Source organism: Ruegeria sp. BHSC043 (assembly GCF_059612985.1).
Genome location: NZ_JBXWRS010000009.1, coordinates 1 through 14,248, shown reverse-complemented (window position 1 = coordinate 14,248; position 14,248 = coordinate 1). Strand labels below are relative to the sequence as shown.

13 protein-coding genes are annotated in these 14,248 nt (G+C 61.5%); 7 read left to right on the top strand and 6 right to left on the bottom strand.

Annotated elements, in window-relative coordinates; translation table 11 throughout:
* Positions 1–100 precede the first annotated feature (100 nt).
* A complete protein-coding gene (gene gyrB, locus AC2FMM_RS13425) occupies positions 101–2,518 on the top strand; it encodes a DNA topoisomerase (ATP-hydrolyzing) subunit B (protein WP_496687563.1) in 2,418 nt (805 codons plus the stop codon).
* A gap of 242 nt (positions 2,519–2,760) precedes the next feature.
* On the opposite strand, the gene AC2FMM_RS13420 is transcribed toward gyrB, so the two are convergent.
* The 5 genes from AC2FMM_RS13420 to AC2FMM_RS13400 are packed head-to-tail and all read right to left on the bottom strand — an operon-like array spanning position 2,761 to position 6,934.
* Positions 2,761–3,318, bottom strand: a complete 558-nt coding sequence (locus AC2FMM_RS13420) for a PqiC family protein (RefSeq protein ID WP_496796833.1) — start codon at positions 3,316–3,318, stop codon at positions 2,761–2,763.
* 1 nt (position 3,319) lies between these two features.
* Entirely contained in the window at positions 3,320–5,404 is a 2,085-nt protein-coding gene (locus AC2FMM_RS13415; RefSeq protein WP_496796832.1) for an MlaD family protein, read from the bottom strand.
* On the bottom strand, positions 5,401–6,036 hold the full coding sequence (locus AC2FMM_RS13410; RefSeq protein ID WP_496687568.1) for a paraquat-inducible protein A: 636 nt from the start codon (positions 6,034–6,036) through the stop codon (positions 5,401–5,403). Before AC2FMM_RS13410 ends, AC2FMM_RS13415 begins: the two co-directional genes overlap by 4 nt.
* A complete protein-coding gene (locus AC2FMM_RS13405) occupies positions 6,003–6,620 on the bottom strand; it encodes a paraquat-inducible protein A (protein ID WP_496687569.1) in 618 nt (205 codons plus the stop codon). The genes AC2FMM_RS13410 and AC2FMM_RS13405 overlap by 34 nt, the downstream gene beginning before the upstream one ends.
* Before the next feature lie 26 nt (positions 6,621–6,646).
* Positions 6,647–6,934 carry a hypothetical protein gene (locus AC2FMM_RS13400; RefSeq protein WP_496796831.1) on the bottom strand — a complete coding sequence of 96 codons (288 nt, stop codon included), beginning with the start codon at positions 6,932–6,934 and terminating at the stop codon, positions 6,647–6,649.
* An 82-nt stretch (positions 6,935–7,016) separates the two neighbouring features.
* On the opposite strand from AC2FMM_RS13400, the gene mgtE reads away from it, so the two are divergent.
* Genes mgtE through AC2FMM_RS13380 form a run of 4 tightly spaced genes read left to right on the top strand, consistent with a single transcriptional unit; the run spans position 7,017 to position 10,828 of the window.
* A complete protein-coding gene (gene mgtE / locus AC2FMM_RS13395) occupies positions 7,017–8,390 on the top strand; it encodes a magnesium transporter (RefSeq protein WP_496796830.1) in 1,374 nt (457 codons plus the stop codon).
* 3 nt (positions 8,391–8,393) lie between these two features.
* On the top strand, positions 8,394–8,879 hold the full coding sequence (locus AC2FMM_RS13390) for an ATP-dependent zinc protease family protein (protein WP_496681863.1): 486 nt from the start codon (positions 8,394–8,396) through the stop codon (positions 8,877–8,879).
* On the top strand, positions 8,876–9,781 hold the full coding sequence (gene rimK, locus AC2FMM_RS13385; protein ID WP_496681862.1) for a 30S ribosomal protein S6--L-glutamate ligase: 906 nt from the start codon (positions 8,876–8,878) through the stop codon (positions 9,779–9,781). Before AC2FMM_RS13390 ends, rimK begins: the two co-directional genes overlap by 4 nt.
* Positions 9,782–9,784: 3 nt before the next feature.
* Positions 9,785–10,828 carry a succinylglutamate desuccinylase/aspartoacylase family protein gene (locus tag AC2FMM_RS13380; RefSeq protein WP_496796829.1) on the top strand — a complete coding sequence of 348 codons (1,044 nt, stop codon included), beginning with the start codon at positions 9,785–9,787 and terminating at the stop codon, positions 10,826–10,828.
* A gap of 475 nt (positions 10,829–11,303) precedes the next feature.
* On the opposite strand, the gene AC2FMM_RS13375 is transcribed toward AC2FMM_RS13380, so the two are convergent.
* Positions 11,304–11,678: a hypothetical protein gene (locus tag AC2FMM_RS13375; RefSeq protein WP_496796828.1), complete on the bottom strand. Its 375-nt coding sequence runs from the start codon at positions 11,676–11,678 to the stop codon at positions 11,304–11,306.
* 136 nt (positions 11,679–11,814) lie between these two features.
* On the opposite strand from AC2FMM_RS13375, the gene AC2FMM_RS13370 reads away from it, so the two are divergent.
* Complete coding sequence (locus AC2FMM_RS13370; RefSeq protein ID WP_496796827.1) at positions 11,815–13,356, top strand: recombinase family protein; 1,542 nt, start codon at positions 11,815–11,817, stop codon at positions 13,354–13,356.
* Positions 13,356–14,246, top strand: coding sequence for a plasmid partitioning protein RepB C-terminal domain-containing protein (locus AC2FMM_RS13365; RefSeq protein ID WP_496796826.1), 891 nt, complete (start codon positions 13,356–13,358; stop codon positions 14,244–14,246). Before AC2FMM_RS13370 ends, AC2FMM_RS13365 begins: the two co-directional genes overlap by 1 nt.
* Positions 14,247–14,248 lie beyond the last annotated feature (2 nt).

The window sequence follows — 14,248 nt, the reverse complement described above, 5'->3', positions numbered from 1 at the left end:
GGTCCGCGCCCGAAAGAACCGGCACAAAATCTGGGGGGATGACGTGACATTCCCCACCAGAGAACGTATAAGTTACCAAAATAATATAGGTACTGACGGCATGTCCGAAGACGCACAGGCAAATCAGGAATACGGCGCGGAATCTATCAAGGTTCTCAAGGGGTTGGAGGCTGTCCGCAAACGCCCCGGGATGTATATCGGCGACACCGACGACGGCTCGGGCCTGCACCACATGGTGTACGAGGTCGTGGACAACGGCATCGACGAGGCTCTGGCCGGTCACGCCGACCATGTGACGGTCAAGATTCACGCCGATTCCAGCGTCTCGGTCAGCGACAATGGTCGCGGGATTCCGGTGGACATCCACCCCGAAGAAGGCGTCTCGGCGGCCGAGGTCATCATGACCCAGCTGCACGCCGGCGGGAAATTCGACTCGAACTCCTACAAGGTGTCGGGCGGCCTGCACGGCGTGGGCGTGTCGGTGGTAAACGCCCTGTCCGACTGGCTGGAGTTGCGCATCTGGCGCAACGGCAAGGAACATTTCGCCCGGTTCGAACGCGGCGAGACCGCCGAGCACCTGAAGGTGGTTGGCGAATGTGGCGACCGGACCGGAACCGAGGTGCGGTTCCTGGCCTCGACCGACACGTTCTCGAACCTCGACTATTCCTTCGAGACGCTGGAAAAGCGACTGCGCGAGTTGGCCTTCCTGAATTCGGGCGTGCGGATCATTTTGATCGACGAGCGCCCGGCCGAGCGGCTGGAGACCGAGCTGTTCTACGAGGGTGGCGTCAAGGAGTTCGTGAAGTATCTCGACCGCTCGAAGACGCCGATGATGCCCGAGCCCATCTATATCACGGGCGAGCGCGACGAGATCGGCGTCGAGATCGCGATGTGGTGGAACGACAGCTATCACGAGACGGTCCTGCCCTTCACCAACAACATCCCGCAGCGGGATGGCGGCACCCATGTGGCCGGTTTCCGCGCCGCCCTGACGCGCACGATCAACAACTATGCCCAGTCCAGCGGGATCGCGAAGAAAGAAAAGGTCAACTTTACCGGCGATGACGCGCGCGAAGGTCTGACTTGCGTGCTGTCGGTCAAGGTGCCCGACCCGAAATTCTCGAGCCAGACCAAGGACAAGCTGGTCAGCTCCGAGGTGCGCCCTGCGGTCGAAGGGCTGATGAACGAGAAACTGGCCGAGTGGTTCGAGGAAAACCCCAACGAGGCCAAGACCATCGTCAGCAAGATCATCGAGGCCGCGCTGGCGCGCGAGGCCGCCCGCAAGGCGCGCGAACTGACACGCCGCAAGACGGCGATGGACGTGAACTATCTGGCCGGCAAGCTCAAGGATTGTTCCGAGAAGGATCCGTCCAAGACCGAACTGTTCCTGGTCGAGGGGGACTCGGCCGGTGGTTCGGCCCAGACCGGCCGCGATCGTCTGACGCAGGCGGTTCTGCCCCTGCGCGGCAAGATCCTGAACGTGGAGCGCGCGCGCTTCGACCGGATGCTGTCCAGTCAGGAGATCGGCAACCTCGTGATGGCGCTGGGCACCGGGATCGGGCGGGACGAATTCGACATTTCGAAGCTGCGCTACCACAAGATCGTCATCATGACCGATGCCGACGTTGACGGCGCGCATATCCGCACCCTGCTCTTGACCTTCTTCTATCGGCAGATGCCCGAGTTGATCGAAGGCGGCTATCTCTATATTGCGCAGCCGCCGCTCTACAAGGTTTCGCGTGGCAAGTCCGAGGTCTACCTGAAGGATCAGGCCGCTCTGGACGACTATCTGATCAACCAGGGGATCGAGGGCGCGGTGCTCAGGCTGGGGTCGGGCGAAGAAATCGTGGGGCAGGATCTGGCCCGCGTGGTCGACGAGGCACGGCAACTCAAACGCGTGCTGGATGCATTCCCGACGCACTACCCGCGGCATATCCTGGAACAGGCCGCGGTTGCGGGAGCCTTCGTACCGGGCGCGGTGGATGCTGACCTTCAGGGCGTGGCCGACAAGGTCGCTGCGCGGCTGGATCTGATCGCGCTGGAATACGAGCGCGGCTGGCAGGGCCGGATCACGCAGGATCACGGTATCCGCCTGGCCCGCATCCTGCGCGGCGTCGAGGAAGTGCGGACGCTGGATGGCCCGATGCTGCGATCCGGCGAGGCGCGCAAGACCGGCAGCTTCACCCAGAGCCTGCAAGAGGTCTATAGCCTGCCTGCAACGTTGGTCCGACGGGATCGGGTACAGGTGATCCACGGCCCGCTGGACCTGTTGCGCGCGATCCTGGAAGAGGGTGAAAAGGGTCTGTCGCTGCAGCGGTACAAGGGCTTGGGTGAGATGAATCCCGATCAGCTTTGGGAAACCACGCTGGACCCCGACGCGCGGACGCTGTTGCAGGTGCGTGTCGATGACATGGTCGAGGCAGATGATTTGTTCACCAAGCTGATGGGCGACGTTGTTGAGCCGCGCCGCGAGTTCATCCAGAAAAACGCGCTGAGCGTCGAGAACCTGGATTTCTGAGGTGATGTATGACCGCGCATAAGCTTGCGCTCGCCGCATAAGTTTGCGCGCTTTGCCCAAAAGTCTGCGCGCGGCGTCGTACTCGAGCGCCATGCCAGTTCTTTGGGAGATTTCTGGAAGCCGATACTCACACCCCGCGAGGGTTTGTAGATCCCACGCTTCATGGTGCGCCGTGACTATCGTGCGTCCTGTACTTTTAGATCGAGGTAGCTGCCCAGAGGCCCCTCAGCGGCCACTTCCCCTCACATCGCTTGCGATATCTGCCTGGACAACTCGGCCAGCGCTCGGCCCAACGCATTGGCAGTGGCCGGCGCGCCTGATCCGACAATCGGCGTCACGATATCGAAACGCCGCACGAACTCGCGAACGGTTCCTTCAGGTGATGAGACCGCGTATTGGCCCGACAATTCGAAATTGCCGTCGGCGCGGGCATAGGCCTGATCGACACGCACATCCAGCCGGACATCCGGGCCGGTATTCAGCGGCCAGGGCTCGGCCGCGACCGATGCGCCAGTTCGTTCGCTCAGTCCGCGTGCCAGGGCCGAAGTCATGCCACGCGCCGGATCATCGGCCCATTGAGCGCGATCTTGCGTGAACAGCGCCCCACCTTCGCCTTGCGCCACGATATCCGATCCTGCGGCGTAGGCCGGCAGCGAGACCTGCCTCACCTCGATCGTGCGCGACCGCAGGTTGGCGGTGCGCTCCCCAGGAGGTGCCGCAATCAAGTAGCGCGGATCGTTTGCACCTGAACAGGCCGACAAAAGGGCAATCGGCAAAAGCAGTATCGCAGCTTTTTTCATGTCATTTTCCAAAAACCAGGGAATTCGGGTTCCGTTCGATCTTGCGGGCCAGCAAAGACACCGCCTGCGCGGCGGCCTTGACCTCGCGCAGAACGCTCAGCGCCTCGGTGTTGAACGCCGAGTTGTCTCCGTAAGCGGCCAGCAGGGCTTCGGACTGGGCAAGCAACTGCTCCAGCCGGGCGGTCAGGGACGGCAGATCCTCGGTCGCCGCCGAAACGGCTTCGGCGGCGCTGCGGGCCGAGGCCATCGCGGCGTTGGCGTTGTCCACCATTTCGCCCTCGCGCAGGCTGGTCAGGGTCGCCCGCACCTCGTCGAGCGCGTCGACCATCGCCCCAGGGAGCGCACGGGCGTCATCGGTTCCGATCAAGGCGTCGGCACTGGATATCAACTGATTGGCGGCCCGGATCAACTCTTCGGCTTCCAGCGCGTTGGCCTTGGCAGCGAGCGTGCGGAATTCATCGACCAGCGCGGGCAGTTCTTCCGAGGTCGCGGCCAGATTCGCCGTGATCTTCCTGCCCTGTTCCAGCGCAGAGGCCAGATTGGCGACCGCCTGACCCCGCTCCAGTTCGGCCATTATGGACCGCAGGCCGGCAATCGCCGCCCGCAGCTCGGCCGGCAAGGCCTGCGTCTCTGGATCCGACACGAGCGCGCGGGTGTCCTGCAACAGCGCCACCGCCGCCTGTGGGGCCTGGCGGATGTTTTCATCCGAAACCAGCGCCTCGATGCCGGCCAAGGTGTCGACGGCCTGGGAAATCAACTCCTCGATCGGCAGGTTGCTGATCCGCTCCAACGCTCCTTCTGCGGTGGCCGTGAAATCCGGCAAATCCGAAGGGGCGCTTGGCAGCAGCGGGAACGGCTCGGCATCGCGCTGGAATTCCGCCGGGTCAGCATCCTCCAGCATCGCCAGTTCGACGAACAACTCGGAACTGAACAACCCGGACGAGGCAAGACGAGCCCGCATGCCGTTGATGACGGCCTGTTCGAGAAAATCGAAAACCTCCTCTCCGCCCGCACCTTGCGGCAGCCCCATCAGCGCGGGGTCAAGCAACAGCTTCACGACCAGCCGCACCTCGGCTTCGTCGCTTTCGTTCTCGATTACGGCGTTGACACTGCCAACCTCGCCTACCGTAACCCCGCCCAGCTTGACGGCGGCGCCATTGGTCAGGCCGGCAACGGATTCATCGAAGGCAACGGCAACCTCGACCCCGCCGGATCGCGACCGGGCGAACGCCGTGCGTCGGGCAGACGCTTCGTCGGGGTAGATGTCGAAGACCGCGCCGGAACTGACCGGCCTGCCGCCCTCGAACACCGTGTCGAATTCGATGCCGCCTGCAACCAGCGAGGCGATGCTGTCCACGTCCAGCGACAGCCCACCTGCCCCGATTGAGACCGAAAACCCGGACGAATCCCAGAACCGCGTTGCCGAGTTGATGCGGCGGTCGTGCGGGGCCTCGATGAAGGCGTCGACCACGATGCTGTCGCCACTGACCGTCAGACGCGGGCGTTCCAGCCGTCCGACCTCGATCCCGCGAAACAAGACCGGGGCGCCTTCGGAGACCATGCGGCCATCCTCGGTGCGCAGCGTGATCCGCCGGCCGGCCCGACCGGGGTGGGCCAGGGGTGGGCTGTCGGCACCATCGAAGCGGGTGCGCGCCTTGCCGGTGGTCTGATCCCAGGCACCTTCGATATAGACGCCGGACAAGACGGTGCTGAGGCCGGACACGCCGCGCGCGCTGACCTCGGGGCGCACGACCCAAAAGGTCGCGTCCTCATCAAGGTAGGGTGCAATCTCCTTGTCGATGCGGGCCCATACGGACACGCGTGACAGGTCATCGGCAAATCCCACGTCCTCGACCTTGCCGATCACCACGTCCCGATAGCGGACGGTTGTGTCATCCGGGGTGATCCCCGAGGCGTTTTCGAAAGTGATTTCGATCAGGATGCCGCGATCGGCATAGGATTTCCACGCCACACCCAGCGAAACCAGCAAGGCCACCAGCGGCACAAGCCAGATCGGCGACAGGTTGCGCCACATCGACGGGCGCGGTTCCGCAACATCCAGATCGGCAGGTTCAGGGGGGGTCATTCAGCGCTCCGGCTGTTGGCGGCCCAAATTAGCCGCGGATCAAAACTCTGGGCCGCCAGCATGGTAAAAGCAACCGACAATGCGAAACTTACCGCGGCAATACCGGGGCTGATGCTGGCTGCAAAGTCAAGCTGGACCAGCGCGGTCAGGATCGCCACGACAAACACGTCGATCATCGACCAGCGGCCGATGAACTCGACAATCTCGAACAGAACCAGCCGGCTGTGGCTGTCCAGAGTCGACGGGCGGCGCACCGAAATCGCCAGATATCCGATGGCCACGAATTTTGCGATCGGGATGAAGATGCTGGCGAAAAACACGATGAAACCGACCCCGAAAGCGCCATGGGCAAACAGTTCGACAATGCCGCCGATCAGCGTGCTTTCCGAACTGTGCCCCAGCGTGGTCGTGCGCAGCATCGGGTAGACATTGGCTGGGACATAGGCAATCAGCCCGGCAGCCAGCCAGGCCCAAACGGCTTGCAAGCTGGCCGGATCCGGCGGCGCAATCGCGCTGCCGCACAGGGTGCAAACCCCGGAGCCCCCGGGATTGACGGCCCCGCACATCCGGCAGCCTATGAACCCTGCGCGGCTGGCGGTCAGGAATCGCTGCGCGTTTTCAGTGTTTTCCATACCGTCATCCTGCAGATTGCGCTGTCGGTCATCACCGTGACCACCAGCAGCGCCGCAAAGGACCAAAACGCCGGCCCCAAATCGACCCGGGCCAGGCCCGACACTTTGACCAGCGCAACCGCCACCCCGATTATGAAGATCTCGGCCATGGCCCAGGGCTTGATCCATTCCGCCCAGCGATAGACTTCCACCGCGTGTTTGGCGGGACGCCACCCCAAGGCCATCGGCGCCAGCGTGTAGATCAGCGCACAGAACCGCGCCGCCGGCAGCAACACGATCAGGAAGGCCGTGGCAAAAGACAAAATGGCCATCGGCCCCTGCGAGAATGCCAGAACGGCATCGTACACCGACGCGCGATGCGACAGCCCCTGCGCGTTGAGTTCAAGAAACGGAAAGCCTGCCGCGGCCACAAGCAGGATCAACGCGGTCACCGACAGCATTGTGACACGTGTCATCGCACCCGATTTGGGCGCGGCCAGCACCGAGCCGCAGCACGCGCATCTGGCGATCCGGTACTTTGGCACGTCCCGATCACGATGCAGCACATCGCACACGGGACAGGCAATCAGGTCATCAGTGTTCATCGTGCCACCCTGAAACGGTTGCGCCGTCATTCGGGTGGAACCGATCCGTGCAACACGTCCTTGCCCACCCGCCTGTAGTTGACAAACGAATTCGCACTCATGACCACGAAAAAGCTGTCCATATCAATCAGTACATAACCCTTCTCGAGCAATGCGCGAGACAACGCCGTCACGTCGTCCTCGTAGAGACGCCGACGCCCGCACAACTCCCGCAGCAGTTTTTGCGGAATCCGGTATCGACCCGAAGATTTTCCGCCGAATGCCCGCCCATAGAGTTCAGCCAGCTTTTCTGCGACCTGTTCCAGTTCCTGCATGCCATTTAGCCATAATTTTTTGCCTATAGACAAAAATTTATCACCAATATACATCGGGCGCAACAGGCGAGGCAACGAGACGATGACCGATTCAGCAGAAACCGTTCTGGAACCCGAAGATCTGTCCCAGCGGATCAAGGCTGCGGCGGATGACGCGCGCGCCGAAGATCTTGTTGCCTTGCTGGACCCGCTGACCAGCAGCGAGGCGCTGCGCGAGCTGTTGCAGCTGACGCCTGTGGAGCGGGATACGGTTCTGCAGATCCTACCGGTCGAACTGGCAGCCGACCTGATCGAGGAAGCCCCCAACGAGATGGCCGTCGAACTGGTCGAACGGCTGGAACCGGATCGTGCGGCCGAGATCATCGAGCAGCTGGATTCCGACATCCAGGCCGACGTGATCGGCGAACTGGAAGAAGAGGACGCCGAGGCCATCCTGTCCGAAATGGACGAGGAAGAGGCCGCCGATGTCCGTCGCCTGAGCGCCTATGACGACGACACCGCGGGCGGCCTCATGATGTCCGAGGTGTTCAAGTTCCGCGACGATCAGACCGTCGGCAACGTTCTGCGCCAGTTGGCATCGGACGATGAGGATTTCGAGCGGTATCGTGGTCAGCACCCATATATCGTCGATGCGGATGGGCGCGCGGTCGGTGTGGTCTCGCTGCGCAGCCTGCTGACGGCGAAGCGCAGCGACAAGCTGACCACGATCATGGTGCCGCCCTTGACGGTTCCCGTGGATGCACCGCTGGACCAACTTGAGGACGTGTTTGACGAACACCCGTTTCTGGGTGTGCCGGTCGTCGACGAAAACGGCGTCCTGATCGGGGTGGTGTCGCGGACGGCGGTGGCCGACGCGATCCGCGAACGGTCGGAAAGCGAAAGCCTGAAGCGTCAGGGTGTGGTGGGCGACGAGCTGCGCTCGATGCCGCTGATGCTGCGGTCGCGCCGCCGTCTGGCATGGCTGACCGCGAATATCGGGCTGAACATCATCGCGGCCAGCGTGATCTCAGCCTACGAGGAAACCCTGGCGGCCGTCATCGCGCTGGCCATCTTCCTGCCGATGGTCTCGGACATGAGCGGCTGTTCCGGCAACCAGGCGGTGGGCGTCACCATGCGCGAACTCAGCCTTGGCCTGGTGCGCCCGATGGATGCATTCAGGGTCTGGGTCAAGGAAATCTCGGTCGGGGTCATCAACGGAATCGCGCTGGGGATCCTGATCGGGGTGGTCGCGTGGCTTTGGAAGGGCAACCCGGCGCTGGGGATCGTGATCGGCGTCGCGCTGGCCCTGAACACGATGCTGGCCGTGTCGATCGGCGGCGTGGTCCCGTTGATGCTCAAGCGTCTGGGTCAGGACCCGGCCGCCGCCAGCGGGCCGCTGCTGACCACGATCACCGACATGGCCGGGTTCTTCTTCGTGCTCAGCCTGGCGACATTGCTGATGCCGTGGTTGGTGTGACACATGAAACAGAAACAGGACGGGACCATGGACAATACGACGCGGATCATAGGTTGGATGGAATACGTCGATCTACCCGACCTGCCGCTGAACAACATCAAGGCCAAGATCGACACCGGGGCGCTGACCTCGGCCCTGCACGCGATGGAGATCAAACGGTTTCTGCGCGACGGCCATCAATGGGTTTCGTTTCTGACCGAGGACACGGCCGGCGACGGCCTCGTAAAGATCGAAGCGCCCATCAAGGAAAGGAGGGACATCAAGAACACAAGCGGGGTGCCCGAGAACCGGATCGTCATCCGGACGACCATCAGGGTCGGCGATGAAACCTGGCCGCTGGATGTGTCTTTGACCGACCGCAGCAACATGAAGTTTCAAATGATCGTCGGCCGCGCGGCGCTGAAACAACATTCCATCGCCGTGCACACCAATCGCGCGCACCTGCTGCGCAAGAAACCCAGGAAACGCAGAGTAAAGGTAAGCCAATGAAAATTGCCATGCTGGCGCGCAATGCCAAACTGTATACCCACCAGCGCCTGAAGGCCGCCGCCGAAGAGCGTGGGCACGAGCTGGACATCATCGACACGCTGCGATGCTACATGAACATCGCCAGCCGCCGCCCCGAGATCTACTACAACGGGCAGAAGCTCACGGGCTATGACGCGGTGATCCCGCGGATCGGGGCCTCGGTCACGTTCTACGGCACGGCCGTGCTGCGTCAGTTCGAGATGATGGGCGTCTACCCGCTGAACGAAAGCGTGGCGATCGGACGGTCGCGGGACAAACTGCGCTCGATGCAGCTGCTGGCGCGCGACGGTATCGGTCTGCCTGTCACCACCTTCGCCCATGACCCGAAACAGACGGAAGAAGTGCTGAAGCTGGCCGGCGGCGCGCCGATCGTGATCAAGCTGCTGGAAGGCACCCAAGGCATCGGCGTAGTTCTGGCCGACACCAACCGCTCGGCGAAATCCGTGGTCGAGGCGTTTCGCGGCGCCGGCGTGAACATCATGCTGCAGGAATTCATCAAAGAGGCCGGCGGAACCGATATTCGTGCCATCGTGATCGGTGGCAAGGTGGTGGCCGCCATGAAGCGCACCGGGGCCGAGGGCGACTTCCGCTCGAACCTGCACCGAGGCGGATCGGCGCAGGTGGTCAAGCTGACACCCGAGGAACGCGCCACGGCCGTGCGCGCCGCCAAGACCATGGGCCTGAACGCCTGCGGCGTGGACATGCTACGCGCCAATCACGGCCCGGTGGTGATGGAGGTCAACTCGTCGCCCGGCCTGGAGGGCGTTGAAAAGGCGACCGGCCTGGACATCGCCGGCAAAATGATCGAGTTCCTTGAAAAGAACGCCAAAGCCGGGGCGACCAAGACCAAAGGCAAAGGCTGATCCATGAAGACGCGGCCTCATTTCACGATCGGAAAAACCAAGGTGGCGCCGGGGTCCCGGCTCACCGTGGATCTGCCGGTCAGCGTGCTGTCGGATCACACGCCGGTCACCATGTCGGCCCATGTCGTGCATGGCCGGTATGATGGCCCCACGCTGTTCGTCAGCGGCGGCGTGCATGGCGATGAGGTGATCGGCGTCGAGATCATTCGCCGTCTGTTGCGCGCGCCCAACCTGTCCACGCTCAGGGGCACGCTGATCGCGGTTCCGATCGTCAACACATTCGGGTTCATCAGCCACTCGCGCTACCTGCCCGACCGGCGGGACCTGAACCGCGTCTTTCCGGGCAGCGAACATGGATCGCTTGCGTCCCGGCTGGCGCATCTTTTCATGACCGAGATCGCGGCGCGGTCCGATCTGGGGATCGACCTGCACTCGGCCGCGATCCATCGGACGAATTACCCGCAGATCCGGATCTCGCCGGACAACCCACGCACCAAGGAACTGGCCGAGGTTTTCGGCGCACCAATCGTCATGAAATCACCGTTGCGCGATGGTTCACTGCGCGCCGCCGCCAAGGACGCCGGAACGGATGTTCTGCTCTACGAGGCCGGCGAAGGCCTGCGGTTCGACGAGCTGTCGATACGGGCGGGGCTCGCGGGTATCCTGCGCGTGATGCGGCACATGAAGATGGTTCCTGTAAAAGGCATCTCAAAACCCAAGGCCAAGCCGCATTTCTGCAACTCCAGCAAATGGCTGCGCGCACCGATGGGGGGCGTCCTTCGCGTCTACAAAGCCGACGGTGAACTGGTGCGCAAGGGCGACCTGATGGGGTCGGTCTCGGACCCGTTCGGAGAGCAGGAGATGGAAATACTTGCCCCGTTCGACGGGCTGGTTGTCGGCCGGGCAGTGATGCCCGTGGTCAACGAAGGCGACGCCGTGTTCCACCTTGGCCGTGTTGAGTCAGTTGAGCAGGCCGGCGAGTCGGTAGAAGACCTCAGCGCGCAATTGGAAGACGACCCGATGTTCGATGAGGATGAAATTCTCTGACACCGAAGAAACGGGGAGCACCTCAGCAAGACAATGCTTCTTTGAAACAGAAAACCTTGATTTGAACTTACTGTAAAAACGCTTTTCCAGTCGCTAGAACCCCTTTGTATAGAGAAAGCATTTTTCCTCTGGTTCTTATAGCCATTGTCACCTCACTGCCTGGCAAGCAATGTAAAGCAAAATGTATAGAAATTTGTATAGCAGAATTGGCTGATGTAGGGCGGATCGCGTTGCGGATTCGCGCAAAAAACACTCAAATACAATGGCTTGAGCGAATCTCAGAGTGAGGGTGGGTGGCGGTGCTGGGAGACCAATGCGAACCAGTCTCTACTAAAATGGCGGCACGCGAGAGCACCCGGGCAACTCCGGGCGACTTCCTAACTTTCTGAATTTTCTCGGTTTTGATCGAGCGAAGCGACTTCGAACTGAACGTCACTCTACTCAGGAGTGCCGCGCACCTGGCGCGAAACACCGCCTACTCGTTTTCACCAGCCCCTGCCTCGGAAGTTCCGAGAAGGCCGTCCAAGACATTGAGCACCTGAAGAACGCTCTCGCGGGTTTCGTGAAGTCCCGCCCCGATCTTCAACTCACCTCGCCCGGCCAGCGAAAGCACGCCTGCCAACACCTCGTTCGAATTCCGCATGAGCTCGACCAGGTGCTCTCCAGCCGGACCGTGGGAGCCGGCAAGCCAGTTCTTGGCCGTTCGCTCCGAGACACCCGTCCAGCGCATCACGATCTTGATCGCTCGATGAGATCCGCCGAGCTCCCGCTTCAGCGCGGCTGCAATTGCCATTTGGTATTTTAGTCGATCGACCTTCCCTTCGTCGTCATCTGGAAAAGTCTTGCCCATCTTAGGAAACATTTTTCCGAACCTCCGCGTCTATGCTTCGGCCCCATGGAATCACAGGCATTTCCCGTGACTTGCCGAAGGCGAAAAATGAAAGGCTCGGTTCTTGAGCTGGAGGGACGGACATGACGGAGGCGCAATGGCGCCAAAGGGAGCGCAGCCTCGGCGCGCCGCTCAATACGTCCGCATGTCGACCGAGCACCAACGCTATTCGACCGAGAACCAGTCGGACGCGATCGCGCATTACGCTGAGCAGCGCGGGATCGAGATCATCCGTACTTATTCGGATGAGGGAAAGAGCGGTCTAAGGATCCAGGGCCGCGATGGGCTCAAGCAGCTCATCGACGATATTCAATCCGGCAAAGCCGATTTCGAAGCGGTGCTTGTCTATGACATCAGCCGTTGGGGGCGGTTTCAGGATGCGGACGAAAGCGCGTACTACGAGTACATCTGCAAACGCGCCGGTATCTCCGTCATCTACTGCGCCGAGCAGTTCGAGAACGACGGCAGCCCTGTCTCAACGATCGTCAAAGGCGTCAAGCGCGCCATGGCAGGCGAGTATAGCCGCGAGCTGTCGCAGAAGGTCTTCACTGGCCAATGCCGCCTGATTGAACTTGGCTATCGCCAGGGAGGTCCGCCCGGCTTCGGCTTGCGGCGCATGCTGATCGACGAGCATGGGGTCGCGAAAGGTATTCTGGAGCGTGGCGAGCACAAAAGCATTCAGACGGATCGCGTCACCCTTGTCCCGGGGCCAGCCGAAGAGATCGCCATAGTTCGAGAGATTTTCCAAGCCTTTGTTGAAGACCTGAAATCCGAGACCGAAATCGCTGAGGCTCTGAATGCCCGCGGTATTCTAACGGACCTCGACCGCGCCTGGACCCGCGGGACCGTGCATCAAATCCTGATCAACGAGAAGTACATCGGCAACAACGTCTGGAACCGGAGTTCTTTCAAACTGAAGAAGCGGCGCGTCCAAAACGACCCGGAGATCTGGGTCCGCGCCGAGGGCGCCTTCGAGGGGATTGTCGACCCTGATCTCTTTGCCGCCGCCAATGCCATCATCAGTGCCCGATCGAGCAAACTCACTGACGATGAAATGCTCGAAGGCTTGAAGGAGGTATTCGAGGCTGAGGGCTTTCTGTCTGGTCTCGTCATAGATGAAGCCGAAGCGTTGCCATCGAGCAGCGCGTACCGATCACGGTTTGGCAGCCTTCTGCGCGCCTATCAGCTGGTCGGCTTCAAGCCGGATCGGGACTACAGATACATCGAGATCAATCGACGCTTGCGCGAGCTGCATCCGGACATTGTCGCCGAGACGATTGCAGGTATCGAAGCTTCGGGCGGCAGCATCGAACGACATCCCAAAACAGACCTGCTGACCATCAATGGCGAATTCACCGCGTCTCTCGTCATCGTCCGGTGCAGCGAAACCAATGCGGGGTCTCTTCGGTGGAACATCCGCTTCGACATGAGCCTCAAGCCCGACATCACGATTGCGGTTCGCATGGATCGGCCGAACCAGCGTCCGCTCGATTACTACTTGCTCCCCAGCATCGACATGACTCTCCCCCGCATCCGTCTCGCCGAACACAACGGTTTGTCGCTCGATGCCTATCGCTTCGAGACGCTGGATCCGTTGTTCGACATGGCGGTTCACGTCCCAGTACCGGAGGTGGCCTGATGGCAGACCCGCAACCCCAAGCCGCCGAATTGATCCCGATGGATCGCATCACCGTGGTGAACCCGCGCGTGAGGAACCGAAAGGCTTTCCGAGAAATCGTCGACAACATTGCCGAGCTCGGGCTGAAACGGCCAATCACCGTCGCAGCCCGCCAGAGCGATGATGGCTTGCGATACGATCTGGTCTGTGGACAGGGGCGGCTCGAGGCTTTTCAGGAACTTGGTCAAACAGAAATTCCTGCGATTGTTATCGATGCCAGCAGCGAAGACTGCCTGGTGATGAGCCTCGTCGAAAACCTGGCACGCCGTCAGCATCGCGCCCTCGATCTTCTGCGCGATATCAAGGGTTTGAAAGAGCGCGGCTACTCTGGCCCAGAGATCGCGCGAAAAACCCAGCTCTCACTCAAGTATGTCCGCGGCGTCCTTCGGCTCCTCGAGAGCGGTGAGCACAGACTGCTCAGAGCCGTTGAGAGCGGCAAGCTTCCGGTCAGCGTCGCCGTTGATATCGCTGAGGCAAAAGATACGGAAGTTCAGGACGTCCTGCGCCAGGCCTACGAGGACAACCAGCTGCGCGGCGGCCGACTGATGGCCGCGAAACGCCTGGTCGAGGCCCGTCAGCAATACGGGAAAGGACAACCGAGCGCAGACCGAAAGAAGAGACGAACGCTGTCGGTCGAAAGTTTGATCCGAACCTATCAGAACGACGTCGAGAAGAAGCAGGTGCTGCTCCGAAAAGCGACTGCAACGCGCAACGAGCTGATGTTCATCACAGAAGCCCTTCGCAAACTCCTGAATGACGAAAACTTTGTCACGCTTCTCAGGGCCGAAGGGTTGGCGACGATCCCCAAGAACCTCTCCGACCGCTTGGCTGCTCGAACGGGAGACCTCTGATG